Raw genomic sequence first — 26,686 nt, 5'->3', positions numbered from 1 at the left:
TTTCATTTAAAAACAACTGGTTATGAATTTATCTCAACTGATTTATATTTAGCGAAAATAAAGAATACAACACGTGCCACATACGTTATTTATGTGATAGAAATATTAAAATGATCTTAATCAAGACATTTGTAATAATCAGCCACAAACCAACTGATACGCCAGTTAATTATCACGTGATATGATTATTTTTCAGTTGAATTTTCTTACCACTTTATTATTTTACACCATATTAACCCTACCCTATTTTTACCATTGCCAGACTAAGATTAGGCTTAACCCCGGGTATTGGATAAAGGCAGTTTTTATTTTCGCGCTCTGGTATCCATATGCGTGAACATACCTTTGCTAATAAGGACTTATTGTGACTGAAAACGATTATTCCCAATGGGCGCTGTGCGGCCTCTGCCAGCAAAACTTGCCAGATTTGTGCCTGAACATGCGCATCCAGTTGCGCAGTCACTTCGTCAGCAATCAAATAACGGGTACGCGGGTCGAGCGCCCGCAACAGTGCAATTCGCGCCAATTCGCCTCCGGATAACTCATCTGGCCGGCGCTTCAACCAGGTAGGGTTAATAACCATCCGTTCAAGCCAATGAGCATCTGGCCACCAGGCATCATGCAGGCTATCTCCCGTGGTTCGATAGGGGTTGAAGCTTTGTTCCGGATGTTGAGGCACCAATTGAACCGGGCAATAGCCTTTTTTAACGAGTGGCGCGCCTCCCAGCAGAATCTGACCCGTGGTGGCAGACTGCCATTGCGCCAGTACCCGACCAAGGGTCGTTTTACCGAAACCGCTGGGCGCTGAAATGCCCAATCGCTCTCCCGCAGCCAAAGAAAATGAGATGGAATCCCACAGCCGCTTCCCTCCCTGGTCAATGGTCAGATTATCAACGCTAAACATACTCTGCCACCTCCATCGGCGGGATCTGCCGACTAACAAATTGCTGCTCCGGTAACGCCGCCCACAGCGATTGTAACCACGGGCTACCTCCGTTATTTTTCAGCTCATCGGCACTCAGCGTTTCGTGTAATTCACCTTTATGTAGTACCGCAATCCTATCGGCAAAACGCGCAGCCAGCGCCAAATCGTGCGTAACCCACAAAATACCGCGCCCTTGCTGACAGAAAGCCCGCAAATGAGTCAGTAGCTGACAAGCATGTTCATCATCCAGCCACGAGGTCACTTCATCGGCCAAGATGTAGCGGGCGTGAGTCAGGGTTGCACAACTGGTAAGCACCCGTTTTGCCATGCCACCAGAGAGTTGGCGGGGGAAGTTATCGACCAGCCCCGGTGCAAGATTATAGTTTTGCAGTTGCATGGCTACATCTTCCAGCCGTAGTTTCACGCCGCTGAGTTGCGCTGCTCGGGTCATCTGTGAACCAACTTTGATCAATGGATTAAGGGCGCTGACCCCTTGAGGCACATAACATAAGGTTTTACCACGCCGTTCAATTTTGTCGCGGGCGCACAGAACATCACCATCAAGGATAATCTCACCATGGCAACGCATGTTATCTGGCAATAAACCCAGCGTACTTTGCAGTAATAGGCTTTTACCTTCACCACTGCCACCGACTAAAGCGACCAATTCCCCCGGATTCACCTCTAAAGAAATATGACTCAGCAGAGGATGCCAGGTTTTTCGTCCTAACCAACGGTAATGGGCAACATCAATGGCAAAGTTTGCAAATTTCAACATCAGCTTATCCTCACCCACAGTTGTTGCAGTGACCGGGCAAACTGGTCAAATACCAGCACTAATCCCACCAAAATCAGACCGGGGAAAAATGCCAACCACCATGCCCCGCTGCTCAAATAACGCAATGCATCAGCCAATAATATCCCCAACGACGGCTCATGAGGCGATAAGCCGAACCCCAGAAAACTGAGTGCCGCACTGTGTAACACCGCATGTGGAAACATCAATAACGTACCAACAATCCATTGTGGTAGTAATAACGGTAGCAGATGATGACGCCAACGGTAAAAATTACTGTTACCTAGCCGATGAGAAAGCATCACATAATCAGTCTCACGAATACGTAAGATCTCCGCACGTAAAATCAAGGCGAGCTTTGGCCAATGGGTCAATGCCACAGCCAAAATAACGCCATGTTTTCCGCCACCTAAGGTGAAGCAAATCAGCACCAATAGCAGCAAATGAGGCAATGCCAGCATGCTGTCAATCAGCCCACGAATCAGATAATCCAGCGTTTTATTGATGGCACACAAACTGGCAGTGAGCATCGCCAACAGGCCACTGGCGAAAGCAGCAATCAGGCCAATCTGTAAACTGGTGGTCATGCCCTGAAAACAGCGCAGCCACAAGTCACGCCCCAAGCTATCAGTACCAAACCAATAGGCTTGTGAAGGTGGTTGGCGGCGCGCCATCAAATCCATTGGTATATCAACAGGATAAATGGCCCATCCATAGACTATTAGAATGGATAGTAGCGCCAATGACACGAACAGTCGGAACAAAGCCCGGTTTGGGTTATAAGTCATAATTGCCGTGCAGCTCCCCTATTCAGGCGGTGTAACAATGCGTTGGCAATGCTATTCCCGCAAAAGACCAAGATGGCGCAAAACATGACAATCCCCATCAATAACGGAATATCACCGTGTAACCCGGCATCAATGGTGGCCTGCCCTAACCCCGGATAGGCAAAGACTTTTTCAGCTAATAGCGAGCCACCCAATAATTCACCCACAGAGGCGAATTGCAGGCAAAGTGCCGGTGTAATAGCATGGCGTAAAATATGGAAGTTGACCAACGGCCAGCCTTTATCCCCCTGTGCCCGCGCATAGCGGATAAATTCACTGTTCATCACCTCGGCCACTCTGGCACGGGTATGCAGAGCAATGTTGCCCACGCCCAATAACCCTAAAGCCAGCATTGGCAGAATGAGATGATGCAGTTTGTCACTCCAACTGGCCATTTCGCTGTTACTTCCAGGTGTCCATGCACAGCAAATCGGTGCCCAATTCAGTTGTACTGCAAATAATGACAATAGTAATAAACCAATCCAAAAAGTAGGCAGTGAAGCCAGTAAATATGACAGCGTTGAAATCAAACGATCCGGCCAGCGATTGAGATAGCGCCCGGCAGTCAACCCCAGCAAGAGTCCGACAATTCCAGAGAAGAGCCACGCCGAAAACAGTAATGCAAACGAAGTAGCAAAACGCTCGCCGATAACCTGTGAAACTGGCGCGTTATACAACATTGAGTAGCCAAAATCACCTTGCAGAACCTGAGCAAACCAATGCAGAAAACGCTGCCACAAAGGCAGATCCAGCCCCCAACGTGCCGCAATCAACGGATATTGCTCCGGCGGAACATGCAACAGATCACTGCCAATATAGGCGCGGATAGGGTCAACCGGGGAGAAACTCAGTAGCGTAAAAGTGCCTACTGCGGTGATCAGCAGCAGGCACATTAAACGCAAAGTAAATAGCGAGAACCCTTTCATCACTGGCAGGTCCATTTCCAGCTATCCAGGCTATTCAGCAATGACCAGGCACCATGAATTTCCGGCGCACCTTTACCTAAATCAATACAATTGTTGGCCAGATAAGTATGCTGGATATTCAGTAGCCATGCCCATGCAGCATCACCACGAATACCGGCACCGGTAGTCCCATCCCAATCCACCTGTTGCCAGAACGGTACCGCTTGTTCCCAGGTTGGCGCGTCCAGTGCTTGTTGCAGATGTTTATCAACCACCGGGTTTTGGTAGTAGCCAGGATTATAATATTCAACCCCCGCCGCCTTACTGCTGTAATGGTGATAAAGCTCCATCGGGTCGAGGCTACCCCAGCCAAATAGGGTTGGATTGGCGTGCATATTACGTTCTACCGTTTCCCAACTACCGGATTTCAAATCAACATCAATACCGATAGGTTTCAGCATCGAACGCAGCGCCTGCGCTAAATCACGGCGCGTGGTATCCCCACTGGTATACCAAAGCGTTATTTTGGCTGGAACACCATTTTTCTCTCTGATGCCATCGCTGTTCACCTTCCAGTCAGCCTGTTCCAATATCTGTTTGGCTTTTTCGATATCACCGTCTTTAATGACTGAGTCCGGATTATTCCATGGCAGACCCTGCACACCGCTATAAGCGGGAATAGCGTGGCCTTCCATGATTTGATCCGCCAGTTGTTGGCGGTTGATGGCATAGTTAATGGCACGACGGACAGCAACATCGGCCGTTACGTCATTACCAATCGGGTAACCCTGCGCATCTTTTTTACCTGATGGTGTGGTCGGGAACACAATGCCACGGTTTTCCACACTTGGCCGGACCCATAACTTCATGTTATTGACCGGCCCTACCGCCATAGAAGGGGGAATACGGACTACACCTAATTGCCCACTTTGTGCTGCCGCAAAGGCACTGTCTTCATCAAGAAAAACAAAAATCAGCTTATCAAAATCATTTTTATTACCCGCATAATAAGGATTCGCTTCCACTATCATTTGCTGACCGGGTTGGAAACTCACTAAGCGGTATGGGCCAGCACCAATAGGGTTCTGTGCATAGGTTTTGGCATTGTATTTATCTGCTGAAACAATCCCCAGGGAACCTAACACGTTTACAAAGGTGCTTTGTGGGGCTTTCAGTTGAATACGAATATTGAGGGGGTCAATTTCTTCCGCACTGAGGAAGTTCCCCATATCGACCTTGCCGCCACTGGCAGCCGCATTGTTATAGGTAAACACCACATCCTTGGCGGTTAAAGGAGAGCCATCAGAGAATTTGAGGCCAGGCTTGAGCGTCAGTAACCAGGTCTTACCGTCGTCACTGGTTTTATACTGACTCAGTAGAAAATTATTCCAGCTAAGATCTTCATTTTGTTTCAGTAGTGGGCTGTGCAGTAACAGATAACTGCCGTGACTCCACCCTAACATGGGGTCAAAACCCTCGGTGGGTTCGTCACCGATAGCCAGTTGCAATGTGTGAGTTGCAGTACTGGCCGGAACAGAAAAAGCCGTTAATAAAGCCGCGGTTAATAAGGTATTTCGGAGCCATAGACGTTTAGACATGCATCATCCTCTGATAGATTAGCCAGCGTATATAGGTCATTGCCTGTTAGACAAAGATTCAGCAAACAATTAAGCGTAGCACTAAACATTAACATGGGTAATGTAGAGTTTTTTTAGCATTAACAACTAATCTTTATTAAATTATTGGATTTTAAAAGCATTTATGTGATAAACATCAGATTTAGATGAGGTAAATCAAAAAAAACCAAACCAGATATAAAATCGATTATTAATAAAATTGATCTATATCTATAAAAGTGACAAAAAATAGCAAATTAAATGGTTAAGATAATCCCTATCATGCCATTTCACCCCAAGGTCCACCTCTTAGCACTCACCGCACCAATAGACATAACAAATTGATTATAATGCTTATTATTTATCTTTTCTTTATCAAGATGGTTAATTATTGATTGCTCTTTTGAACCGTTATTTTGGTAGAAATAAATAAGAAAAACTTCAACCAGATATTCTTACCCTCTGATCGAAACTTATCATAATAAGACGAGGAAGAGGGTGATTGAGCTGGCATTCCTTAGCATAGAAATAATTCTGTGGCGCCCGGCTTCAATGATTAAGTTGCAGTACGAAAGAATGAACAGAGCGAAAGAATTACTGGAGGGAGATGAATATTGCAGTGATTGCCGAATATTGTGGATCCCAGGCAATTGAAGGCGTTAGGCATGCATTCCGCCACATGGCCGGTATCACACCGGCAGTATATCGATGGCAGTTTAAATATTCAGAATAACAAAAAAGCCACATTCAATTAAGAATGTGGCTTTTTATTACAGCGAAACCTGTATTAAGCAGTGTAAATTACAGTGCTACTACGTTTACCGCTGAAGGGCCTTTCTGGCCTTGCTCGATGCTGAACTCTACGTTCTGGCCTTCATCAAGAGTTTTGAAATCAGTACCCTGGATTGCAGAGAAATGTACGAATACATCTTTGCTGCCGTCTGCAGGAGAAATAAAACCAAAACCTTTACCAGCATCAAACCATTTTACTAAACCAGTCATTTTATTAGACATAAGATATTTCCTTCATTATTAGTGCCAATATGTGGCAATTGAGGTCTGCTTATCAAGAGTTACTTATGGGGGCACTAAAGAAGGAAATTCGTCGGAGAAGTGATGTCTAAAAATATCGCTTTAACTAGGAACTGCTTTACTTAAATGGCTTACATAAATAGGTCTGTGCTACAAACCGATGACGTATTAACGCATGCTGAGGTATTAATAGCAAGGCTTATTTATTTTGCACATTAATGAATGATAAAAACAAATCACAGATAAATTGTGATAAAACCGACAGCAATGCATCGTCCGGTGAGGCCCAGCCTGCGGAACGAAAGAGAGATTCTAGCGGATGAGGTTATGCTCAAATTTCGTTATACTGCCACTGAATATCGGAAGCCGTCATAAAGGAAAAGCAATGACAATGCGTGAGCTTGAAGTAAAGTTTCTTAATGCAATGAGTGAGTTGCAGTCAACTTTTGAAAAGCAGCACCAGACATGGCAGGCAAGCTACAACGCGCTGCAACATGAGTTGGAGCAGTCAAAAGCCAGAGAAACAGCATTGCGTGCTAAAAATGATATGTTGCTGAGAAAGCTCAATACGGCCAATACGTTGCCGGAACAACACTCGTTGGTCAGGCAGATCAAAGTTCTGGGTGCGCATCTTGATGCACTAGCAAAAGACGCGGCCGCTTTTAATCATCATCTGAATAATCAGCAAAAAAACAGTGATAACTTCAGTGGCAACACACCTTAAACACCTCGTTGATTTTATCGGTTCAGGCGATTTAACAGCCAGATAATTTTACGTTGTCAATTTCACCTTTTATGGCGCAAAGAAATACTCAATGACGTGGATAATTATTGCTGTTTTGATCGTGGTTTTTATTGTGGGCTACCGTGTGTTGACGTCAGATACCCGCAAAGCCGTGGACACACTGGCTAATTTACTGAAGATAAAACCAATATATATTGAATCGATGTTGCAAGAGATGGGGCCACGCCAAACACAAATGTTTATTCGCTCCACCAGCAATGGCTATGCCGAAGATGTCAGAAAGGCGGCTTATCTGGTATTTATCTACCAAACCTTCATCAAAGATCCTTCCGACGAAAATGTGATGCAATGGCGCAATACGCTGATTCGATCACATATATCCCCCATGCTAACGGCCGAACATACCGAAGCGGCTTTGTTCTATTTTGCTGAGCTGGATTTAGATGCCTTTGAATTGGCGCAATTTCGCCGTCATTATAATCAGCATTTTAATCAGGAAGCGGACGCCGTATTGCATTAATTAGGGTACCAGGCACTACGGCGTGATGAGACTTGATGGCAGCAGGGGGAGAGTAATATTTATGGGTACATACTGTTTAAGTAACGCAATAACATTTCCCTTGAGCTAAAACCGTGGGCAATACCGTAGCGGTGGTCAGCTTCACCGGCCAGATAGAGTGGAAACTCAACGTACTTATCACTGATACGAATAGTTGCCGTAGGTGTAGCGAACAACAAGCTTTTGTCTTTTTGTGCTGGGTGGATAACCAATGCTGTCCTGCCCATACGGGCTTCACGGTTGACATAAACGTAATGCTCCGCTTTCCGGTAACCGTAAGCTTGATCGACCGTATAATCCCGCTCAAAGCCGGCATTTTCCAGGACCTTAGCCACTTCATCTGGCCGTAAATACATTTATTTCCCCTTTTTTTGACTATTATTGAGCGACCTTACCGCAATAAATAAGGGAAACCACGTATTTATTGGTTCAAAGCGACTATTTCGGAATAGTCTACACCCCATCAGGCCGGACTGCGCTGTCTGTGCTTTGCTGACGCTGTAATAATCGCAATGTAAGCAGCACGCCGAATACGACCATCAATGCCGCCCCCAGATAAATCGCTGGTATACCAAAGCGCCCAATTGCCAACCCTGCCAGCAATGAACTGTAACCCAGATGGTTATGAACAAAACCGGGCAATACCGCCAACGGTAGACCAATCGTCAGATAACAAACGAAAGTAAAAATGACAATCGATAGAATGCGTTTATTGATTTGACGGTTAGTAAATGACGTATTATTAGCCACCACGGGGACTGAACCAGCAGACATAAACATGGCTCAAACAAAAAATAAACTGTGATTCACCATACGCCAATAAGCTTTCAGGCTGAATCAGATAGGTATAATAAAATGCTATTTTCTTATTACATCATTCCCACTGACACAAGATTTGGAAAGCTAGATAAACGAATGAGTCAAAAATAGCGCACAAGCAAGTAATACCCCACACAGTGTCATCACACTGAAAATCAGTTCGAACCAATAGCGATTGATCATGATGGTTAGCCTATAAAAAAAGACACCCGGCATTAACCGGGTGTCTGGAATTGGCTAGACTGTGCGGTACTCAGTGCCCCGCATTCCGGCGTAATTATGCTGCTGGAGCTGTTACTGATTTTTTAGCGGCTTTATGGTGTTTTTTAGCCGCCTGGGCTTTTTGAGCAGGTGCTGGTTGGGCAGATGCTTTTTTCACGTGTTTTTTAGCCGCCTGAGCTTTTTGTTCTGTAGTTTGTTTAGTTGCTTTATGTTTTTTGTGATGAGTTGCTTTAGCAGGTGCCGCATTCTCTGCAGCAGGCGCAGCAGCAGTAGTGCTGGTTGCCGCTGGTGCTGCTGTAGCAGTGGTTTCAGCAGCGAAAGCAACAGAAGACAGACCCATAGTTGCAGCAACGATCAGCGCTAATACTTTTTTCATTTTAAAATCCTCAGAGTTTGTTTCGCTAAGCCCCCGGTGGGGCCGTTGGAAGGATCATAGAGGAATGAAATTTTCCTTTCCGTGAGTCATTGGTTTCGCTAAGTAACCAAATGTACAAAGTAATAGTGATTATTCTTTAGTCATCAGTTGACGCCAGTAAGAAATCTCCCTCGCTAAAACCGGCAATATAAATATTTTTATCCTGCTTACTATTATCAAACTCTACCGCCAACCCCGTACTGGCGGCTTTGTCTCTGAACTGCTCATGAATTACACACAAATAACTACATGTAGTGTGGTTGAATTAAATAAACACTAGATATAGTATTTAATCTATCATCCTCGGAAATGAAACCGTAGCTGATAATCAGAGGCAGGTCGTCGCGACACACTAACAACCTGCTAAATGCGTCTTTCCTCAAAACAAAGAGTAAATACGAATCATGAGCATTATTATTTACAGTAAACCCAATTGTGTCCAGTGCAATGCCACTTATCGTGCATTGGATAAACACGGGATCGCTTATCAGATCATTGATTTAACCGAAGATTTACAAGCATTTCGTTATGTGAAATCTCTGGGTTATCAGCAGGTGCCGGTGATTGTTATGGACGATGATCATTGGTCTGGCTTCCGCCCTGACAAAATAAATGCACTGGTTCAGGCCGTGAGTACCTGATGAGGGGGCTGAAATGAATCCTCTGGTGTATTTCTCCAGCACCTCGGAGAACACCCACCGTTTTGTCGGGAAGCTGGATCTGCCAGCAATACGTATCCCAATCGCCGGTGTGCGGGAAAAACTACGGGTCGAGCAACCCTATATTTTATTAGTACCCAGTTATGGTGGTGGCAGCTCGGTCGGGGCAGTACCGATTCAGGTTATTCGATTTCTGAATGATCCCCATCACCGTTCATTGATTCGCGGCGTTATTGCGGCGGGAAACACTAATTTTGGCGACGCCTATGGCCTGGCAGGCAAAATCATTGCCCAAAAATGTCAGGTCCCTTATCTGTATCGCTTCGAACTACTGGGTACAGCAGAAGATGTAGCAAACGTGCGCAACGGAGTAACTGAATTTTGGCAACGACAGAACTGAACATCACCGATCCATCCAGCAGCGAGCTTGACTATCACTCACTGAATGCGATGCTAAATCTCTATGATGCCAACGGGCGTATCCAGTTTGATAAAGACCGGCTGGCCGCACGGCAATACTTCTTGCAACACGTCAATCAAAACACGGTGTTCTTCCATAATTTACAGGAAAAACTCAATTACCTGGTTGCCGAGGGATATTACGAGAAAGAGGTGCTGGCGAAATACGACTTCAGCTTTATCAAGAGCCTATTCCTGCAAGCTTATAGCAAAAAATTTCGCTTCCCCACCTTCCTTGGCGCGTTTAAATATTACACCAGCTACACCCTGAAAACCTTTGATGGCAAACGTTATTTAGAACGCTACGAAGACCGGGTCTGCATGGTGGCGCTGACATTGGCGGCTGGCAAGCAGTCACTTGCGCAAGAATTGGTAGAGGAAATCATCTCAGGCCGCTTCCAGCCCGCCACTCCGACCTTCCTCAATTGCGGTAAAAAACAACGTGGGGAGTTGGTTTCCTGCTTTTTGCTACGCATTGAAGACAATATGGAATCCATTGGCCGCGCCATAAACTCAGCATTGCAATTATCCAAACGTGGCGGTGGCGTGGCTTTCCTGCTGAGTAATATTCGTGAAGTCGGTGCCCCCATCAAACGAATTGAAAACCAATCATCCGGTGTTATCCCGATTATGAAAATGCTGGAGGATGCCTTCTCCTATGCTAATCAATTGGGTGCGCGTCAGGGCGCGGGGGCGGTGTATCTTCATGCTCATCATCCGGATATTGTGCGTTTTTTGGATACCAAACGAGAAAATGCCGACGAAAAGGTGCGCATTAAAACCTTGTCCCTGGGGGTCGTTATCCCGGATATCACTTTTGAGCTGGCGAAGAACAATGAGGAAATGTACCTATTCTCTCCTTATGATGTCGAACAAGTTTACGGTGTGCCAATGTCTGAAATCAGTATCAGCGAAAAATACCGCGAAATGGTCGATAACCAACGCATCCGTAAAAGCAAAATCAAGGCACGCGAGTTCTTCCAGATTCTGGCCGAGATCCAATTTGAGTCCGGCTATCCCTATATGATGTTTGAGGACACGGTTAACCGGGCCAATCCGATTAAAGGCCGGATCAATATGAGTAACCTGTGTTCAGAAATCTTGCAGGTTAATTCACCAACCGAATACAACGACGATCTTAGTTACCGCCATATTGGTAAAGATATCTCCTGTAACCTGGGTTCACTGAATATCGCCCATACCATGGATTCACCAGACTTTGGCAAATCGATTGAAATTGCCATTCGCGGGCTGACTGCGGTCTCTGATATGAGCAATATCCGCTCGGTACCCTCAATCGAGAAAGGCAATCAAGGATCCCATGCCATTGGTCTCGGGCAGATGAACCTGCACGGCTATCTGGCGCGCGAACGTATTTTCTATGGCTCGGAAGAAGCACTGGACTTCACCAATATCTATTTCTATACCGTGGTATATCACGCTCTTCGTGCTTCCAATCAATTGGCTATAGAACGCGGCAGCCACTTTAAAGGCTTCGATGAATCAGCTTATGCTTCGGGGGTTTATTTCAGTAAATATGTCGAGCAGAGCTGGCAGCCTAAAACGGCCAGAGTAAAGGCGCTGTTTGCTGATGCCGGCATTGCCATTCCCGACCAACAGGATTGGGTCGTACTGCGCCAGTCAGTCATGGCACACGGCATTTATAATCAGAACTTACAGGCGGTACCGCCCACCGGTTCCATTTCCTACATCAATCACTCGACATCAAGTATCCACCCGATTGTCTCGCCGATTGAGATCCGTAAAGAAGGCAAGATTGGCCGTGTGTATTATCCCGCACCTTATATGACCAACGATAATCTTGAATATTATCAAGATGCCTATCAAATAGGGCCAGAGAAAATCATCGATACCTACGCCGAGGCCACTCAGCACGTTGATCAGGGGTTGTCACTGACACTGTTCTTCCGCGATACCGCCAGCACGCGTGATATTAACAAAGCGCAGATCTATGCCTGGAAGAAAGGGATTAAAACCATTTATTACATTCGACTGCGTCAGATGGCACTGGAAGGAACCGAAGTCGAAGGTTGTGTTTCCTGCTCGCTGTAATACGCACCACCGAATAAATAAAATAGGCTAATAAGGGAGTAATAACATGCACGTAATAAAACCGATCACTCACGTCAGCGCCATCAACTGGAATAAAATTGAAGACGATAAAGACCTGGAAGTGTGGAGCCGCCTGACGGCTAATTTCTGGCTGCCGGAAAAAATCCCGCTATCGAATGATATCTCGTCCTGGGCGACGCTGACCCCGAATGAACAGCAACTCACTATTCGTGTTTTTACCGGCCTGACGCTACTGGACACCATTCAGAATACACTGGGTGCACCGGCGTTAATTAAGGATGCCATTACCCCCCATGAGGAAGCCGTATTCTCCAATATCAGCTTTATGGAAGCAGTACACGCCCGCTCCTATAGCGCTATTTTTTCTACCCTTTGCATGACATCTGATGTAGATGATGCTTATCGCTGGAGTGAAGATAATCGCCCGCTACAAAAGAAAGCCAATATTATCCTTCAGCATTATCATAATGACGATCCACTGAAGAAAAAGATTGCCAGTGTATTTCTTGAATCATTCTTATTCTACTCTGGTTTCTATTTACCGATGTATTGGTCCAGCAGGGCGAAATTAACCAATACCGCCGACCTTATTCGCCTTATTATCCGTGACGAAGCAGTGCATGGTTATTATATCGGCTATAAGTTCCAGAAAGGTCTAGAAAAAGTAGATAATAACCGGCGTCAGGAAATAAAGAACTTTGCCTTCGATTTGTTGCAAGATTTATATGATAATGAAGTGCGCTACACCGAAGACCTTTATGATAAAGTCGGTTGGACGGAGGATGTCAAAAAATTCCTTCATTATAATGCCAATAAAGCCTTAATGAACTTAGGCTATGAAGCCTTATTTCCCGCCAGCCAGGCGGCTGTTAGCCCAGCCATTCTGGCGGCATTATCGCCAAATGCAGATGAAAATCACGATTTTTTCTCCGGTTCTGGCTCATCTTATGTGATGGGTAAAGCGGTCAATACTGAAGACGAGGACTGGGATTTTTAGCTTTTCCTGACTGGCATATTCTCCCCTTTTCGATAGCATAACAAAGGGGAGAACCACGCCCACGGGTAGCCCTGGCGAGGTTGACAAGTTCAGCACTCAAAACCGAAATGTTTATCGACCGGCTCATCTGGCTACAGACCAGAGTATCAGGGGGGTCCGCCGCTGCCACTGCAGGAAATATACCCTGCTATAATATAGAAAATATATTGCTGATATATGTTCAATATTCACACTATTAACGTCTAAATTAGCGATTAGACTCATCAGTAATATTATGCGATTCATCGAAAGTAAAAAACCACAATATTAACGCAAGTAAATTAACAGGTTGAAAAGCTATATATTGAGATGAGAGCTATCGCAAAATTGATTATAAGGATATTGAGGGTTGTCTCAGATTCTCATTGTGTTAGGGTATATGGCGTTCTATTTTTCCATCAGGATAACAACGATCGAATAAAAATAATTCAAAATTGACAGAGGAATACACCAGCTGCATGGCAATTAAACTCGAAGTAAAGAATCTATATAAAATATTTGGTGAGCATCCCGAACGGGCTTTTAAGCTGCTTGAGTCAGGTAAGAATAAAGAGCAGATATTTGCCAAGACCGGTTTGTCCGTTGGCGTTAAAGATGCCAATCTGGCCATTGAAGAAGGCGAGATATTCGTCATCATGGGGTTATCCGGTTCCGGTAAATCCACCCTGGTACGCCTTCTCAATCGTCTGATAGAACCCACCCGTGGTGAAGTACTGATCGATGGCGAAGATATTGCCAAAATATCTGATAGCGCCCTGCGCACCGTTCGCCGTAACAAGATCAGTATGGTATTCCAATCCTTTGCATTAATGCCCCATTTGAATGTCCTCGATAATACCGCATTCGGTATGGAGCTCGCTGGCGTCCCTCTACAGGAACGTCAAGAAAAAGCACTGGAGGCATTACGTCAGGTGAGTCTGGAAAGCTACGCCCATTCATATCCCGATGAGCTTTCAGGCGGGATGCGTCAGCGCGTTGGTTTAGCCCGCGCAATGGCTAATAACCCCGATATCTTATTAATGGATGAGGCTTTCTCGGCGCTCGACCCATTAATACGAACCGAAATGCAAGATGAATTGGTCAAATTACAGGCCAAACACCAAAGAACCATTGTCTTTATCTCTCATGATCTGGATGAAGCCATGCGCATTGGTGATCGCATCGCCATTATGCAGGGCGGCGAAGTGGTACAAGTCGGCACCCCGGATGAAATTCTGAATAATCCGGCCAATGACTATGTGCGTACCTTCTTCCGTGGCGTCGACATCAGCCATGTCTTCAGTGCCAAAGATATCGCGCGCCGTCGCCCGGTATCCTTGATCCGTAAAACTCCAGGTTTCGGCCCGCGTTCAGCGTTAAAACTGCTTCAGGATGAAGATCGCGATTACGGCTATGTGCTGGAACGCGGGCAGAAGTTTATTGGCGTGGTCTCGATAGATTCACTGAAAAAAGCATTGGCAGAGAACCAACCGCTGGATAGTGCCTTACTGGACTACCCGGCACCGGTTCCTGGAGATATGCCCCTCAGTGAGCTGATTTCACTGGTTGCGCAGGCACCGTGCGCGGTTCCTGTGGTCGGTGAAGATAACAGCTATATCGGTATTATTTCCAAAGCCATGCTGTTGCAGGCTTTAGATAAGGAGACGCCAAATGAGTGATCAAATCCAAAACAGCACCCCCGTAGACAGCAACCCGTGGGCGACGGATGCGACAACGTCAGCAGCACCGGTCGCTACGGATCCTGCTCCTCAGACCTTATCAGCCGCTGCTGACCCATGGGGAGCAAGCATGGCCGAGGGTAGCCATGCCACAGGCAGTGCCAGCCATGAGGTTGCTTCTCAGGCGGTGCAGAGCCAGGCCGCACAAAGTACCGATTGGCTGAACAGCGCTCCGGCGGCAGCTCCTGAACATTTCAGCCTGATGGATCCATTCCATAACACTTGGGTGCCATTGGATTCGTGGGTTACCCAGGGTATTGATTGGGTAGTATTGCATTTCCGCCCGCTGTTTCAGGGCATCCGCGTGCCGGTTGATTTTATCCTCAGTGGCTTCCAACACTTGTTGCTGGGCATGCCTGCTCCGGTCGCGATTCTGGTCTTCGCGCTGATCGCCTGGCAGTTCTCCACCTTAGGAATGGGGGTCGCAACCCTGATATCACTGATTGCCATCGGTGCTATCGGCGCGTGGTCGCAAGCCATGGTGACACTGGCGCTGGTTCTGACCTCGCTGTTCTTCTGTATCCTTATTGGGCTGCCGCTCGGGATATGGCTGGCACGCAGCAATAATGCCGCACGTATCATTCGGCCTTTGTTGGATGCGATGCAGACCACACCAGCATTCGTTTATCTGGTGCCCATTGTCATGCTGTTTGGTATCGGTAATGTCCCCGGCGTGGTAGTGACCATAATCTTTGCCCTGCCACCGATTGTTCGTCTGACTATTCTGGGTATCAAGCAGGTGCCGGAAGATCTGATCGAAGCCGCAGAATCCTTTGGTGCTAATCCACGCCAGTTATTATTCAAAGTGCAATTACCTCTGGCGATGCCAACCATCATGGCGGGCGTAAACCAGACCCTGATGCTGGCACTGTCGATGGTGGTTATCGCCTCGATGATCGCGGTAGGAGGTTTAGGCCAGATGGTACTGCGCGGTATTGGCCGCCTGGATATGGGGCTAGCGGCGGTGGGTGGTGTCGGTATCGTGATTCTGGCGATTATTCTTGACCGACTGACTCAATCCTTAGGTCGTGACCGTCGCAGCAAAGGCATTGGCCGCTGGTATGCGGCCGGCCCTATCGGGCTGCTCACCAAACCATTCCGTAACACTAAGTAATTTCAATTCATTACGCTCAAATTTAAGCGTAATTGTCGCAGACAGTTTGGACACGGACAGCGCGCAATCACCGCAGCGTACACGTAGTACGTGAGGATGATGAGCACTGCCCAGGTTCAAACTGGCAAGTAAAATAGCTTAAGATGGGGAAAATTATGCGTAAGACAGGAATTTGGGTGTTAGCCCTCACCACACTGATCAGCACTCAGTTATCCGCCGCAGAATTACCGGGCAAAGGCGTTACCGTCCAACCGCTGCAAAGTACCATTTCGGAAGAAACCTTCCAGACCTCACTGGTCAATAAAGCGCTGGAAAAACTCGGTTACGACGTCCAGCCGACTAAAGAGGTAGACTACAATGTCGCCTATGCCTCCATTGCCGCAGGTGATGCCACTTATCTGGCAGTAAACTGGGATCCGCTGCATAACGACCAATATGCAGCCGCAGGTGGCGACGCCAAGTTTTACCGTCAGGGTAACTATATCGAAGGACTGGCACAGGGGTATTTGATCGACAAAAAAACTGCCGATAAATACCAAATCACCAATATTGAGCAGTTGAAAGATCCGAAAATCGCCAAACTCTTTGATGCGAATAACGATGGCAAAGCGGATCTAACCGGCTGTAACCCAGGTTGGGGCTGTGAAGCACCGATTAACCATCAGATCAAAGCCTATGGCCTGAGCGATACCGTGACCCATAATCAGGGTAACTATGCCGCGATGATTGCCGATACCATCACCCGTTACAAAGAAGGCAAACCTATCCTGTATTACACCTGGACCCCGTATTGGGTCAGTGATGTACTGGTACCGGGCCGTGACGTGGTGTGGTTGCAGGTACCCTTCTCTTCCCTGCCAGATAAAACTATCGATACCAAGCTTTCCAACGGTGCCAACTATGGCTTCCCACCGAGCGTGATGCATATCGTCGCCAACAAAAAATGGGCCGAAGCCAACCCAGCCGCCGCTAAGCTGTTCTCCATAATGAAACTATCGATTAATGATGTGAATGCCCAGAACATGCGGATGCATGCCGGTGAATCTTCAGATGCCGATATCGAGCGTCATGTGAACGGCTGGATCCAAGCTAATCAGGCAACCTTTGATGGCTGGGTGAAAACTGCCGCCCAAGCAGGTGAGGCTAAAGCTGTAGCACAATAGTTAATACCAGTCAGCCGCTATAACGCTAAACAGATACCCTTGGGTGTCTGTTTTTTTTGCCTCTAATTTGCAGTGATGGCTTACCGACATATGGATGCTAACGGGGGAGAGACATAGATTTATGCACGTAAAAGTGAGGAAAGATTGAATCGCTTAAAAACAACGAAGCCCTGAGTTATTACTAACTCAGGGCTTCTAAATGTTGGCGGTGCGGACGGGACTCGAACCCGCGACCCCCGGCGTGACAGGCCGGTATTCTAACCGACTGAACTACCGCACCACGCTGCTGTTCCGGTTAAGAACGAGGCGAATATTACGTATAGAACACAATTTCGTCAATACTTTTCCAGCAAAATAAGTCGGTTGCACCGTTTTCACCTGCATGTCGTTTTATTCTGCGTTTGTGTTATCTTCCGATTCAAACGGCTTGCGCCACAAACAACTACCGCCCTTTTTCATCACCAAATCCAGACGTGATTCATGGGCTGCTAACTCATCTTCAGCGGCATAAATTATTTTCAGCCCAGATGCTGGCCGGGCAATACGCTGGATATCGTCTGAAGAGTCGTTGTGCGACTGATCGCCTTCCATTGAGAACGAAAGCGACGTCTGGCCGCCAGTCATCGCCAGATAAACTTCCGCCAGAATTTCGGCATCGAGTAACGCGCCGTGCAATGTTCGCTTAGTATTATCTATCAGGTAGCGATCGCACAAAGCATCGAGATTATTACGCTTGCCGGGGAATAAACGGCGCGCCAATAACAGGCTATCGGTGATGGTACAAAAGGTATCCGTTTTCGGAATATCCTGCTGCAACATGCGGAATTCATAATCCATAAAGCCGATATCAAACGCCGCGTTATGGATGACTAATTCAGCCCCACGGATAAAATCGAGAAACTCAGGTGTAATATCGGCAAATGTAGGCTTATCAGCCAAAAACTCATCGCTAATACCGTGAATACCATAGGCTTCTGGATCGACCAGACGATCCGGTTTCACGTAAACGTGGAAATTTCTGCCGGTCAGGCGGCGGTTGATCACTTCCACAGCACCGATCTCAATAATCCGATGGCCTTCATAATGAACGCCCAGCTTATTCATACCGGTGGTTTCAGTATCCAGAACAATCTGCCTGGTCGGTGTAACTTGCATATTGCCAGTGCTCATAGCGCTCGTTTATGTCAGACTTAACGTTTAAACAGATAGGAAGAGTCTACCAGAGATGACTAAACAGGTAGAAATTTTCACCGACGGATCTTGCCTTGGCAATCCGGGCCCCGGTGGTTATGGCGCAATTTTGCGTTACAAACAGCACGAAAAAACATTTAGCGCCGGCTACTATTTAACGACTAACAACCGTATGGAGCTTATGGCGGCCATCGTTGCGCTAGAGGCGTTAACCTCGCCTTGCGAAGTCACAATCAGTACCGACAGCCAATATGTGCGCCAGGGTATCACCCAGTGGATCCACAACTGGAAAAAACGCGGCTGGAAGACCACTGATCGCAAGCCGGTGCGTAATATGGATTTATGGCAGCGGTTGGATCTTGCTATTCAGACCCATCAAATACAATGGGAATGGGTAAAAGGCCATGCTGGTCACCCGGAAAACGAACGTTGTGATGAACTGGCCCGGCAAGGCGCTAATTCACCGACGATGGATGATACCGGCTATAACCCCGATTAACCTTGTACATTTGACGTTGTAACAGAGTCAGAGTGGATCGCGATAGCTTTTGGTTGCACCTACCGCACGGCTGAACCAAGGTTTACGTGCACCGAACTTCATCGGATTGAACGTCAAGGGAACGGTACGCTTACGGGCAACAATCAGGCTGATACAACCCAATGCAGGCAAGTGGGTGCTAATAAAGTGCCCACCTTCTTTATGCCACGGTAAAACGTGAAAACGTGATAGATGTAATACTTCATAATTCAGTAAACTCAGCCAATCCAATAAGCGCATCTGGGTGAACATTCGGCTGGCGTATGGCTGCCGTTGGCGTAATAACGGAACCAATTTACCTGCACCCAACACACTCAGTGGATTAAAATTACTGATAACCAACCAACCATCATCGATAAGCACCCGATCCACCTCACGTAAAATACGATGTGGGTCAGCGGCATAGGCTAAGGTATGAGACAATAAACAGGCATCGACTGATTTTTCGGCAAAAGGTAACTGGTACGGGCTGGCAAGCACCTGCATATTGTTACCCTGTTCCCCCACATTAACTTGATGGGAGATAGCGCATTTATCGCTGGCAATTTCAGCACTCAAATGGCCTATTTTCAACAAGTGAAAACCAAAGAATTTCGACCACCAAGGCTGCAATTGTTGTTCAATCGCCGCGCGATAATACTCTCCCCAAGGTAATTCAGCCCAGGATACAGGTGCATCTATCTTTTGGCGTGTTTGCGCTGGTTTCATTTTTTATTATCTTCTTTCAAACTGTTGCCAACGAGAGGTATCTAATGAATCTTATCAGCATTCCGGCATTTCAAGACAATTACATTTGGTTATTGGCAAATCAGCAAAAACATTGCGTTATTGTTGATCCAGGGGAATCTGCTCCCGTGCTGGCGACACTGGCTCAAAACCAATATATTCCTCAAGCTATATTACTCACCCACCACCATAACGATCACGTAGGTGGTGTGGCTGATTTACGCCACCATTTTCCCGATATTCCGGTCTATGGGCCACAAGAAACCGCGAGTAAAGGTGCGACAATTATGGTGAATGGGGGTGATAACCTGACCATTGACGGCCGAAATTATAGGGTAATTGCCGTCCCCGGCCATACCCTCGGGCACATTGCATACTACAGCAAACCTTATCTTTTCTGTGGTGACACCCTATTTTCTGGCGGTTGCGGCAGGCTGTTCGAAGGCACCCCAGAGCAAATGTATGCTTCTATTCAACGACTCGCACAACTCCCTGACGAAACCTTAATTTGCAGCGCGCATGAATACACGCTAGAAAACCTTAAGTTTGCCCGTTTCATTTTGCCCTCAGATGCAGATATTGCTACATATCAACGACAAATCATGCAATTACGGGCAAAAAACCTACCCAGCCTGCCGGTAAAATTACAATTAGAGCGTAAAATTAATGTTTTCTTACGCTGCAATGACATTGATTTACAAAGGAAATTATCAGTAATCTCGCCCCCCAGCTCACTTGCTTCAGTTTTTTCCGAATTACGCGCCCAGAAAGACCGCTTCTGAGCTTTTAGTTGTGTTTTTTGTCGAAGCAAAGTATGATTGCTCGTCTTTTAAGCAACTGACATTGACACACACATGAAGACCAAAGCGATATTTCTCGCCTCAGTCTTGCTTGTTGGGTGCCAGACGTCCAAGCAGGACGTACAGGTTCCCGTACAGCATGCACAGAGTTTGTCTTCAGCAGGTCAAGAGAGTGAAGCAGGAGAGTACACAAATAGTGCCCGAGAGGGTTCCGCGCGATGGCTTGATAGTGAAAGTAGCCTCGCGCAGCAAGATTTGTGGAACTTCATTAGCGACGAGCTGAAGATGAAGGTTCCGGAAAATCCCCGGATCCGTGAACAAAAGCAAAAATACTTAAAAAATAAGAGCTATCTCCACGATGTAACATTACGGGCAGAGCCGTACATGTACCTGATAGTCGAGCAAATTAAGCAACGTAAGATGCCGATGGAACTGGTACTGCTACCCATAGTGGAGAGCGCTTTTGACCCACACGCGACATCATCCGCCAACGCCGCAGGGCTATGGCAGATCGTGCCGAGTACCGGTCGAAATTATGGCTTAAAACAGAACCAATGGTATGACGGCCGCAGAGATGTGGTTGCTTCTACCAAAGCAGCGCTTGATATCATGGAGCGCCTGAACAAAATGTTTGACGGTGACTGGTTGTTAACAGTCGCGGCTTATAACAGTGGTGAAGGCAGAGTCATGCAAGCGGTGAAAGCCAATAAGGCGAAGGGTAAACCGACGAACTTTTGGGCATTGTCGCTTCCTCGTGAAACGTCAATTTATGTTCCAAAAATGCTGGCCTTGGGTGATTTAATCAAGAATAGCAAAAAGTACGGTATAAACTTGCCTGATACCGACAAAGACCGTGCATTAGCGCGTGTTGATGTTGGTCAGCAGATAGAGCTAACTCAGGCGGCTGAGATGGCGGGGATGTCACTGACAAAGTTGAAATCCTTTAATTCTGGGTATAAGCGCAATGTAACGGCACCAACTGGACACGGTCCTCGTTATATTATGTTGCCGAAAGCCCATGCTGAGCAGCTTAAAGATTCATTGGCAGATACTGATATTGCCGCCGTTCAACCAACCAAATTGGCACAGAACAGCACAAAATCAGCATCAGGTTCGCAGTATAAAGTTCGCTCCGGCGATACGTTATCAACGATTGCCAAGCGGTTGAATATCAAGACCAGCGATTTGCAGAGTTGGAACAACTTACGTGCCAAGAGCACCTTAAAAGTTGGGCAAACCCTGCAACTGGCAAGCAATACAACAGCCAGCAACAGCATCACCTATCAAGTGCGTAAAGGTGATTCATTTGCCAGTATTGCCAAGCGTCACGGTGTAAACACCGACGATGTGATGCGATGGAATTCGGTAGTCAGCAACGCTAATAGTTTACAGCCAGGCTTGAAATTGACGTTGTTCGTTAACGGCAAATCAACCCCGGATACGTAGAGTTAGAATCACAATTAAAGCTGTTAAAAAGCACCCTTCGGGGTGCTTTTTTTATGGCTGAAATTCAACTAAAAGTGGGTTGTGATCAGAGGCTCGAGTCACTAATACCGAGGCATCAGCAAGCGTAAGACCACGATAAAAGACAAAGTCGAGAGGCCGGCCAAAAGCACGGCTGCGGTTATCCGCCCGAAATTCAACTTCCGCCAAACTCACACTTTGGGCGAAGCGCAGCAAAGCATTAACCCGTTGCCGGCTCCAGGCATTGAAGTCCCCCGCCAAAATCACCGGACCACGATGCATAGCAATTTGTTCACCAATCGGCTCGAGCTGTTTACTGTAAACATCGACGCCGAGACTGAAATTTACCGCATGGATGTTCACAACCATTAATAAACGACCATCATGAATGGGGTAAACGGTCACTAATGCTGATTTAGATAAGCGCAGTAGTGGCTCACGCTCACGCAGTGGGCAACAGTAGACTGGGTGCGTGGCTGCTAACGTCATCACGCCTGAGGGATGCTGAGGCAGCGCAAAAGCGGGAACTTGATCGGCAGCCTGATAGTGAGACGTAGCAAACCTCACCAACTCGGGTGTTGTTTGCGCTTCTTGCAGTAGCATCAGTTGAGCATCTCGCCCGAATTCTTTGAGCACAGACAGCCACTCAGCCCGCTGCTGCTTAAAGATATTCCACACCATCACACGTAGAAATTCAGAGGTAGGCAATGGCGCGCCTGGCGGTAACCCCTGCCCCAGTTGACTCGCGGAGCCTGGGAAAATCTGTTCAACTGGTTGACCTGCAACATAGCGCATTGCATATGTTCGTTTCGGCACTTTGATGGCCTATTCCTTATTCGAAATCACGTTGGCTCATGAGGTAACAGCAGTCGGTAGTTCAGTGATTATACGCTCAGATACTCCGGCCAGTAATTTCTTTTACCCACCATATAATTCTGATATTGGGATCCTCAAGGAGAGATTCAATCTATGTGATTCATAATGCACTAATAAGCTATCTATTAATAAAAATAGCCCGCAAATTGAACCGCGGGCTAGAAATGGGTATCGAAAAGATTCTCTTGTCGGAACTTAGTTTGTAACAATCTGACGCTGATGCTTCTTATCCAGTTTACCACTCAGGGTAACCAGTAATAGCGCACCGATAACAATCACCCCACCGATCCATGGCGTCTGTGCCAGCCCAACTCGGGTAACCGCTTGACCGCCAATAATTGACCCTAATGCAATACCTACATTAAATGCTGCGATATTCAGACCAGAAGCAACATCAACAGCATGAGGTGTATATTCCTCCGCTTTCTGCACCACATAGACCTGTAATCCGGGGACATTACCGAAAGCGAAGACCCCCATAATAAGCAAAGTAATTAATGCTGCAACACTGTGGCTGGCACTGAACTGAAAAACGAATAGCAAGGCTGCCAGTGCGGTAAAAATAAAGCTCAACGCAGGCACTGCACCATGGCGATCCGCCAGTTTGCCACCCCAGATATTACCAATTGCGACCGATACACCGTACGCCAGTAAAATCCAACTCACTGCGGCAGGCGAGAACCCAGCCAGCTCCTGCATGACCGGAGCCAGGAAAGTAAACATGGTGAAAAAACCACCGTATCCCAATGCAGTAATAGCATAAATCAGCAATAAACGTGGATGAGTTAACACCTGTAACTGCTGCTTTACACTGGCAGAAGCTTTATTCGGGATATTATTCGGAACCAGAATAGCGCTGGCAATAATGGCAACAACACCAATAAGTGACACCGCCAGGAAAGTTTCTCGCCATCCGAAATGCTGCCCGATAAATGTCCCTAGCGGAACGCCGGTCACCAGCGCCACCGTCAAGCCACCGAACATAATAGCAATAGCTGAGGCTGCCTTCTCTTTAGGTACCAAACTGGTGGCAATTGTTGAACCGATTGAGAAGAACACCCCGTGTGCCAGACCTGTCAATAAACGGGCAACGATTAATGATTCATAACCGGGTGATTGCCAGGCTAATAAGTTGCCTAGGGTGAATAACACCATCAGCCCGATCAAGAGCATTTTACGCGGAATACGCCCTGTTAATGCGGTTAACACCGGAGCACCAATAGCGACCCCTAATGCATAAATGGAAACTAATAAACCTGCGGAAGGGACAGAAACACTTAATTGTTCAGCAATCGTCGGCACTAGCCCGACAATGACAAACTCCGTGGTACCAATAGCGAATGCACTGATGGTCAGTGCCAGTAGGGCAAGCGGCATATCTACTCCAGAAACCCGTTAATTAAAAATAAGTCAATTTGATAGCAGCTATTATGTCCCTATGGTTAAATGACAAAAATGCTCAATATATCAAAATATTTTTGCTGGAGTAGCAATAATGAAAGCCAACTCAGATGAACTGATTACCTTTGTTACGGTGGTAGAATGTGGCAGCTTCAGCCGTGCCGCAGAACAATTAGAACAAGCAAACTCGGTAGTCAGCCGGACAGTAAAAAAGTTGGAAAATAAGCTGGGGGTGACTCTACTTAATCGTACAACCCGACAAATCAGCCTGACCCAAGAAGGAGAACACTACTTCCGTCGAGTACAAAATATTTTGCGTGACATGGCTACCGCCGAAAATGAGCTACTAGACAACCAACTGAACCCCAAAGGATTACTGCGCATAGATGCTTCAACCCCTGTGGTGTTGCATATTCTGGCACCGCTAATGGCTGAATTCCGTCAGTATTATCCTTTGGTGACTTTATCGCTGGTTTCATCTGAGACGTTTATCAATCTCATCGAACGAAAGGTTGATATTGCTATCAGGGTTGGTACCTTGCAGGACTCGACCTTACGTGCCAGAAAGCTGATGACCAGTTACCGCCATATTCTGGCCTCACCGGCATACCTGAGACAGCATGGCACGCCGCAGACTGTAGCTGATTTGCAGCACCATTTGTGTCTGGGATTTAATGATTTACCGGTGTTAAATCGTTGGCCAATTGTAGGGAACGATGGGCAGCTTTATGAAATCAATTCAGATTTAACGTCAAACAACGGAGAGACTCAGCGCCGCCTGTGTCTTGAGGGGAATGGCATTGCCTGTCTATCAGATTTTATGATCCAACAGGATCTACAACGTGGGAATTTGATACCGATACTGGTAGAGCACACTCTGCCGATCTCAATGCCGATTAATGCCGTCTATTACAGTGATCAGGCAGTCAGTAACCGATTACGCTGTTTTATTGATTTTATCAATGAACACCTGGCATTAGCCGCTCCTGAAAAATAAAAAGCCACCTCAATTTAGAGGTGGCTCAATCAGTACCTAACCTATAATTAATCCCACATTGGTGCCAGACCATCAGGGCTGACTAATCGTTCGCCACGATCCAAACTGGCGATCAGCGCCATATTCTCTGCACTCAGGCATAATTCCCGCGCCAATAAGTTACTGGCCAAATTATCCACTTTGGTTGATGACGGGATAACGCTATAACCTAGTTGCATCGCCCAACTTAAAATCACCTGAGCGGGGGTTGCACTATGTTGTTCAGCAATGGCTTTAATCACCGGTTCACCTAACGCTTTGCCATAGGCCAGTGTCATATAGGAAGTAATCGCAATATCATTTTCTCTCGCGAACTCAACAACGTCGCGGTTTTGCAATAATGGCGATAACTCTATTTGGTTGGTCGCAATTGCCTCCGCTCCCACCGCTGCAATTGCCTGTTTCATTAAATCGATGGTGAAATTAGAAATGCCAATCTGGCGGGTTAACCCTAGCGCTTTTGCCTTACTTAATTCAGCCATAAATTCAGCAACCGAAACTTCATCATTAGGTGAAGGCCAGTGAATCAAGGTCAAATCTACATAGTCTGTTTGCAGCTTCAATAAACTCTCTTGCAGGCTAGTAATTAATTTCCCCTGGGCTAAATTAGCAACCCAGATCTTAGTAGTGATAAATAACTCATCACGGTTAATACCACTTTGTGCGATAGCTTGGCCAACCGCAGCTTCATTTTCATAGATTTGAGCTGTATCAATAGCCCGATAGCCCAATTGCAACGCCTGGCTAACTGAATCAATAACAACTTGATCTTGAAGACGAAAAGTTCCCAAACCGAATGCAGGTACGCTCATAGTAATTCCTTATTTTGAACCGAGATGATTTTTATCGTGGCTAGTATGCTGTAAGACAAAAAGCCATTAGTGTTTAAAACTGGCGATTATTGGGAGGCAACGACTCAAACTTCCCGGTAAAAATCTGCAGTGATTATGCCAAGAGTCTTATTGCCAAAAAATGCCGCATTCAACACAATACTTTTGATAAAAAATCAACAATGAGGGGATCAATAACGGTTATAACCACCTACGAGTTACCGATTCAACGATCCGACGGTGCAGAACCCTTAAAAAGAGCGATTAAAGTACTCTTCGAGCTCACTAAGCACTCTAGAATCAAGAGAAAAATCATCCCGAATGACATGATAACGCTGAATGCGATTGATCATGTGGTTTGGTGACCACCTGATATACCAGAAAATACTCGGTCTTATACTTATAGTAAGCAGATAAATCGGCATGGTGAAAAGGGCAATCTATAGATCAGGATGGTATGTCTGATGGAACTCAGCAACCATCTAATCAGAGGCCGTGCTTTTGACAGTTACAACACCACTGAAAAAAGCCTTGCTGCACATCTGGCTGACCAGACAGATCACACCCGCAGTAGATGTCAGTGAGTTTTATAGGCACCGTTGGGAATAGAACTGGGTTACAGGGAGATAACGCTGGACGCCACTTGGCAAGCTGCTGGAAATGGTAAGGCAGCAGCCAGGCCCGCACGTCAGAACCCATAACAAAAAAGGCCACCCGTTA

At 46.6% G+C, this 26,686-nt stretch carries 26 protein-coding genes, 1 tRNA gene and 1 pseudogene; 13 read left to right on the top strand and 15 right to left on the bottom strand.

Annotated elements, in window-relative coordinates; translation table 11 throughout:
- Window positions 1–238: 238 nt before the first annotated feature.
- The 6 genes from AEP37_RS16025 to cspE form a co-directional block, all read right to left on the bottom strand.
- Window positions 239–904, bottom strand: a complete 666-nt coding sequence (locus tag AEP37_RS16025) for an ATP-binding cassette domain-containing protein (protein ID WP_049614288.1) — start codon at window positions 902–904, stop codon at window positions 239–241.
- The gene (locus tag AEP37_RS16020; protein WP_049614287.1) at window positions 897–1,703 is read right to left on the bottom strand and encodes an ATP-binding cassette domain-containing protein; all 807 of its coding nucleotides are present in this window, start codon (window positions 1,701–1,703) and stop codon (window positions 897–899) included. Before AEP37_RS16020 ends, AEP37_RS16025 begins: the two co-directional genes overlap by 8 nt.
- A complete protein-coding gene (locus tag AEP37_RS16015; RefSeq protein ID WP_049614286.1) occupies window positions 1,703–2,509 on the bottom strand; it encodes an ABC transporter permease in 807 nt (268 codons plus the stop codon). The genes AEP37_RS16020 and AEP37_RS16015 overlap by 1 nt, the downstream gene beginning before the upstream one ends.
- The gene (locus AEP37_RS16010; RefSeq protein ID WP_156168626.1) at window positions 2,506–3,474 is read right to left on the bottom strand and encodes an ABC transporter permease; all 969 of its coding nucleotides are present in this window, start codon (window positions 3,472–3,474) and stop codon (window positions 2,506–2,508) included. The genes AEP37_RS16015 and AEP37_RS16010 overlap by 4 nt, the downstream gene beginning before the upstream one ends.
- Entirely contained in the window at window positions 3,474–5,051 is a 1,578-nt protein-coding gene (locus tag AEP37_RS16005; protein ID WP_049614284.1) for an ABC transporter substrate-binding protein, read from the bottom strand. The genes AEP37_RS16010 and AEP37_RS16005 overlap by 1 nt, the downstream gene beginning before the upstream one ends.
- Before the next feature lie 819 nt (window positions 5,052–5,870).
- Window positions 5,871–6,083, bottom strand: coding sequence for a transcription antiterminator/RNA stability regulator CspE (gene cspE, locus AEP37_RS16000; protein ID WP_049614283.1), 213 nt, complete (start codon window positions 6,081–6,083; stop codon window positions 5,871–5,873).
- Window positions 6,084–6,486: 403 nt separating this feature from the next.
- On the opposite strand from cspE, the gene AEP37_RS15995 reads away from it, so the two are divergent.
- On the top strand, window positions 6,487–6,825 hold the full coding sequence (locus tag AEP37_RS15995; RefSeq protein WP_049614282.1) for an MbeD/MobD family mobilization/exclusion protein: 339 nt from the start codon (window positions 6,487–6,489) through the stop codon (window positions 6,823–6,825).
- Between the two features lie 91 nt (window positions 6,826–6,916).
- The gene (locus AEP37_RS15990; protein ID WP_049614281.1) at window positions 6,917–7,366 is read left to right on the top strand and encodes a DUF1198 domain-containing protein; all 450 of its coding nucleotides are present in this window, start codon (window positions 6,917–6,919) and stop codon (window positions 7,364–7,366) included.
- Between the two features lie 59 nt (window positions 7,367–7,425).
- Here AEP37_RS15990 and AEP37_RS15985 read toward each other — a convergent pair whose 3' ends face one another.
- From AEP37_RS15985 to asr, 3 genes and pseudogenes are all read right to left on the bottom strand, one after another.
- The gene (locus tag AEP37_RS15985) at window positions 7,426–7,761 is read right to left on the bottom strand and encodes a DUF2002 family protein (protein WP_049614280.1); all 336 of its coding nucleotides are present in this window, start codon (window positions 7,759–7,761) and stop codon (window positions 7,426–7,428) included.
- Between the two features lie 166 nt (window positions 7,762–7,927).
- A pseudogene (locus tag AEP37_RS25040) lies at window positions 7,928–8,179 on the bottom strand (MFS transporter); the annotation flags it as partial.
- 322 nt (window positions 8,180–8,501) lie between these two features.
- The gene (gene asr / locus AEP37_RS15975) at window positions 8,502–8,822 is read right to left on the bottom strand and encodes an acid resistance repetitive basic protein Asr (RefSeq protein WP_049614278.1); all 321 of its coding nucleotides are present in this window, start codon (window positions 8,820–8,822) and stop codon (window positions 8,502–8,504) included.
- Window positions 8,823–9,265: 443 nt separating this feature from the next.
- On the opposite strand from asr, the gene nrdH reads away from it, so the two are divergent.
- The 7 genes from nrdH to proX all read left to right on the top strand — a co-directional run bounded on the left by nrdH (window position 9,266) and on the right by proX (window position 17,104).
- Window positions 9,266–9,502: a glutaredoxin-like protein NrdH gene (gene nrdH, locus AEP37_RS15970; protein ID WP_049614277.1), complete on the top strand. Its 237-nt coding sequence runs from the start codon at window positions 9,266–9,268 to the stop codon at window positions 9,500–9,502.
- A gap of 13 nt (window positions 9,503–9,515) precedes the next feature.
- Complete coding sequence (gene nrdI / locus AEP37_RS15965) at window positions 9,516–9,920, top strand: class Ib ribonucleoside-diphosphate reductase assembly flavoprotein NrdI (protein WP_049614276.1); 405 nt, start codon at window positions 9,516–9,518, stop codon at window positions 9,918–9,920.
- Entirely contained in the window at window positions 9,902–12,052 is a 2,151-nt protein-coding gene (gene nrdE / locus AEP37_RS15960; RefSeq protein ID WP_049614275.1) for a class 1b ribonucleoside-diphosphate reductase subunit alpha, read from the top strand. The genes nrdI and nrdE overlap by 19 nt, the downstream gene beginning before the upstream one ends.
- A gap of 46 nt (window positions 12,053–12,098) precedes the next feature.
- The gene (gene nrdF / locus AEP37_RS15955; RefSeq protein ID WP_049614274.1) at window positions 12,099–13,070 is read left to right on the top strand and encodes a class 1b ribonucleoside-diphosphate reductase subunit beta; all 972 of its coding nucleotides are present in this window, start codon (window positions 12,099–12,101) and stop codon (window positions 13,068–13,070) included.
- A gap of 497 nt (window positions 13,071–13,567) precedes the next feature.
- The gene (gene proV, locus AEP37_RS15950) at window positions 13,568–14,767 is read left to right on the top strand and encodes a glycine betaine/L-proline ABC transporter ATP-binding protein ProV (RefSeq protein ID WP_049614273.1); all 1,200 of its coding nucleotides are present in this window, start codon (window positions 13,568–13,570) and stop codon (window positions 14,765–14,767) included.
- Window positions 14,760–15,941 carry a glycine betaine/L-proline ABC transporter permease ProW gene (gene proW / locus AEP37_RS15945; RefSeq protein WP_049614272.1) on the top strand — a complete coding sequence of 394 codons (1,182 nt, stop codon included), beginning with the start codon at window positions 14,760–14,762 and terminating at the stop codon, window positions 15,939–15,941. Before proV ends, proW begins: the two co-directional genes overlap by 8 nt.
- A 155-nt stretch (window positions 15,942–16,096) precedes the next feature.
- Window positions 16,097–17,104 (top strand): glycine betaine/L-proline ABC transporter substrate-binding protein ProX, encoded by a 1,008-nt coding sequence (gene proX, locus AEP37_RS15940; RefSeq protein ID WP_049614271.1) that lies wholly within the window; start codon window positions 16,097–16,099, stop codon window positions 17,102–17,104.
- Window positions 17,105–17,307: 203 nt separating this feature from the next.
- Here proX and AEP37_RS15935 read toward each other — a convergent pair.
- Window positions 17,308–17,384, bottom strand: a tRNA-Asp gene (locus tag AEP37_RS15935).
- 110 nt (window positions 17,385–17,494) lie between these two features.
- On the bottom strand, window positions 17,495–18,259 hold the full coding sequence (gene dnaQ, locus AEP37_RS15930; protein ID WP_049614313.1) for a DNA polymerase III subunit epsilon: 765 nt from the start codon (window positions 18,257–18,259) through the stop codon (window positions 17,495–17,497).
- Between the two features lie 70 nt (window positions 18,260–18,329).
- Here dnaQ and rnhA point away from each other — a divergent pair, with 70 nt between their 5' ends.
- Window positions 18,330–18,794, top strand: a complete 465-nt coding sequence (gene rnhA / locus AEP37_RS15925) for a ribonuclease HI (protein WP_049614270.1) — start codon at window positions 18,330–18,332, stop codon at window positions 18,792–18,794.
- A 27-nt stretch (window positions 18,795–18,821) separates the two neighbouring features.
- On the opposite strand, the gene AEP37_RS15920 is transcribed toward rnhA, so the two are convergent.
- Window positions 18,822–19,541 (bottom strand): class I SAM-dependent methyltransferase, encoded by a 720-nt coding sequence (locus tag AEP37_RS15920; RefSeq protein WP_049614269.1) that lies wholly within the window; start codon window positions 19,539–19,541, stop codon window positions 18,822–18,824.
- 44 nt (window positions 19,542–19,585) lie between these two features.
- Here AEP37_RS15920 and gloB point away from each other — a divergent pair, with 44 nt between their 5' ends.
- The gene (gene gloB, locus AEP37_RS15915; protein ID WP_049614268.1) at window positions 19,586–20,341 is read left to right on the top strand and encodes a hydroxyacylglutathione hydrolase; all 756 of its coding nucleotides are present in this window, start codon (window positions 19,586–19,588) and stop codon (window positions 20,339–20,341) included.
- A gap of 72 nt (window positions 20,342–20,413) precedes the next feature.
- Complete coding sequence (gene mltD / locus AEP37_RS15910) at window positions 20,414–21,805, top strand: murein transglycosylase D (RefSeq protein ID WP_049614267.1); 1,392 nt, start codon at window positions 20,414–20,416, stop codon at window positions 21,803–21,805.
- Between the two features lie 51 nt (window positions 21,806–21,856).
- Here the strand turns inward: mltD and AEP37_RS15905 are convergent, their stop codons facing one another.
- Both AEP37_RS15905 and AEP37_RS15900 read right to left on the bottom strand, forming a co-directional pair.
- Window positions 21,857–22,639 (bottom strand): endonuclease/exonuclease/phosphatase family protein, encoded by a 783-nt coding sequence (locus tag AEP37_RS15905; protein ID WP_072086325.1) that lies wholly within the window; start codon window positions 22,637–22,639, stop codon window positions 21,857–21,859.
- A 255-nt stretch (window positions 22,640–22,894) separates the two neighbouring features.
- Window positions 22,895–24,076: an MFS transporter gene (locus AEP37_RS15900; protein ID WP_049614265.1), complete on the bottom strand. Its 1,182-nt coding sequence runs from the start codon at window positions 24,074–24,076 to the stop codon at window positions 22,895–22,897.
- Between the two features lie 118 nt (window positions 24,077–24,194).
- On the opposite strand from AEP37_RS15900, the gene yafC reads away from it, so the two are divergent.
- The gene (yafC, locus tag AEP37_RS15895) at window positions 24,195–25,097 is read left to right on the top strand and encodes a DNA-binding transcriptional regulator YafC (protein ID WP_049614264.1); all 903 of its coding nucleotides are present in this window, start codon (window positions 24,195–24,197) and stop codon (window positions 25,095–25,097) included.
- A 47-nt stretch (window positions 25,098–25,144) separates the two neighbouring features.
- Here the strand turns inward: yafC and dkgB are convergent, their stop codons facing one another.
- Window positions 25,145–25,948, bottom strand: coding sequence for a 2,5-didehydrogluconate reductase DkgB (gene dkgB, locus AEP37_RS15890; protein ID WP_049614263.1), 804 nt, complete (start codon window positions 25,946–25,948; stop codon window positions 25,145–25,147).
- Window positions 25,949–26,686 lie beyond the last annotated feature (738 nt).

The sequence above is a fragment of the Yersinia pekkanenii genome (assembly GCF_001152565.1).
Classification (GTDB): Bacteria; Pseudomonadota; Gammaproteobacteria; order Enterobacterales; family Enterobacteriaceae; genus Yersinia; species Yersinia pekkanenii.
Note: the sequence above shows the minus strand (reverse complement) of the source record. Positions and strands in the feature narration are given on the sequence as shown.

What these genes read in the sequence shown, in the direction of transcription:
- AEP37_RS16020 (WP_049614287.1), bottom strand. Translation starts at nt 1,703, where the DNA reads ATGTTGAAATTTGCAAACTTTGCCATTGATGTTGCCCATTACCGTTGG.
- gloB (WP_049614268.1), top strand. Translation starts at nt 19,586, where the DNA reads ATGAATCTTATCAGCATTCCGGCATTTCAAGACAATTACATTTGGTTA.
- proV (WP_049614273.1), top strand. Translation starts at nt 13,568, where the DNA reads ATGGCAATTAAACTCGAAGTAAAGAATCTATATAAAATATTTGGTGAG.
- AEP37_RS16025 (WP_049614288.1), bottom strand. Translation starts at nt 904, where the DNA reads ATGTTTAGCGTTGATAATCTGACCATTGACCAGGGAGGGAAGCGGCTG.
- AEP37_RS16010 (WP_156168626.1), bottom strand. Translation starts at nt 3,474, where the DNA reads ATGAAAGGGTTCTCGCTATTTACTTTGCGTTTAATGTGCCTGCTGCTG.
- cspE (WP_049614283.1), bottom strand. Translation starts at nt 6,083, where the DNA reads ATGTCTAATAAAATGACTGGTTTAGTAAAATGGTTTGATGCTGGTAAA.
- rnhA (WP_049614270.1), top strand. Translation starts at nt 18,330, where the DNA reads ATGACTAAACAGGTAGAAATTTTCACCGACGGATCTTGCCTTGGCAAT.
- nrdH (WP_049614277.1), top strand. Translation starts at nt 9,266, where the DNA reads ATGAGCATTATTATTTACAGTAAACCCAATTGTGTCCAGTGCAATGCC.
- AEP37_RS15995 (WP_049614282.1), top strand. Translation starts at nt 6,487, where the DNA reads ATGACAATGCGTGAGCTTGAAGTAAAGTTTCTTAATGCAATGAGTGAG.
- asr (WP_049614278.1), bottom strand. Translation starts at nt 8,822, where the DNA reads ATGAAAAAAGTATTAGCGCTGATCGTTGCTGCAACTATGGGTCTGTCT.
- dkgB (WP_049614263.1), bottom strand. Translation starts at nt 25,948, where the DNA reads ATGAGCGTACCTGCATTCGGTTTGGGAACTTTTCGTCTTCAAGATCAA.
- mltD (WP_049614267.1), top strand. Translation starts at nt 20,414, where the DNA reads ATGAAGACCAAAGCGATATTTCTCGCCTCAGTCTTGCTTGTTGGGTGC.
- nrdI (WP_049614276.1), top strand. Translation starts at nt 9,516, where the DNA reads ATGAATCCTCTGGTGTATTTCTCCAGCACCTCGGAGAACACCCACCGT.
- proX (WP_049614271.1), top strand. Translation starts at nt 16,097, where the DNA reads ATGCGTAAGACAGGAATTTGGGTGTTAGCCCTCACCACACTGATCAGC.
- AEP37_RS16015 (WP_049614286.1), bottom strand. Translation starts at nt 2,509, where the DNA reads ATGACTTATAACCCAAACCGGGCTTTGTTCCGACTGTTCGTGTCATTG.
- AEP37_RS15920 (WP_049614269.1), bottom strand. Translation starts at nt 19,541, where the DNA reads ATGAAACCAGCGCAAACACGCCAAAAGATAGATGCACCTGTATCCTGG.
- dnaQ (WP_049614313.1), bottom strand. Translation starts at nt 18,259, where the DNA reads ATGCAAGTTACACCGACCAGGCAGATTGTTCTGGATACTGAAACCACC.
- AEP37_RS15985 (WP_049614280.1), bottom strand. Translation starts at nt 7,761, where the DNA reads ATGTATTTACGGCCAGATGAAGTGGCTAAGGTCCTGGAAAATGCCGGC.
- yafC (WP_049614264.1), top strand. Translation starts at nt 24,195, where the DNA reads ATGAAAGCCAACTCAGATGAACTGATTACCTTTGTTACGGTGGTAGAA.
- AEP37_RS16005 (WP_049614284.1), bottom strand. Translation starts at nt 5,051, where the DNA reads ATGTCTAAACGTCTATGGCTCCGAAATACCTTATTAACCGCGGCTTTA.
- AEP37_RS15900 (WP_049614265.1), bottom strand. Translation starts at nt 24,076, where the DNA reads ATGCCGCTTGCCCTACTGGCACTGACCATCAGTGCATTCGCTATTGGT.
- nrdF (WP_049614274.1), top strand. Translation starts at nt 12,099, where the DNA reads ATGCACGTAATAAAACCGATCACTCACGTCAGCGCCATCAACTGGAAT.
- AEP37_RS15990 (WP_049614281.1), top strand. Translation starts at nt 6,917, where the DNA reads ATGACGTGGATAATTATTGCTGTTTTGATCGTGGTTTTTATTGTGGGC.
- proW (WP_049614272.1), top strand. Translation starts at nt 14,760, where the DNA reads ATGAGTGATCAAATCCAAAACAGCACCCCCGTAGACAGCAACCCGTGG.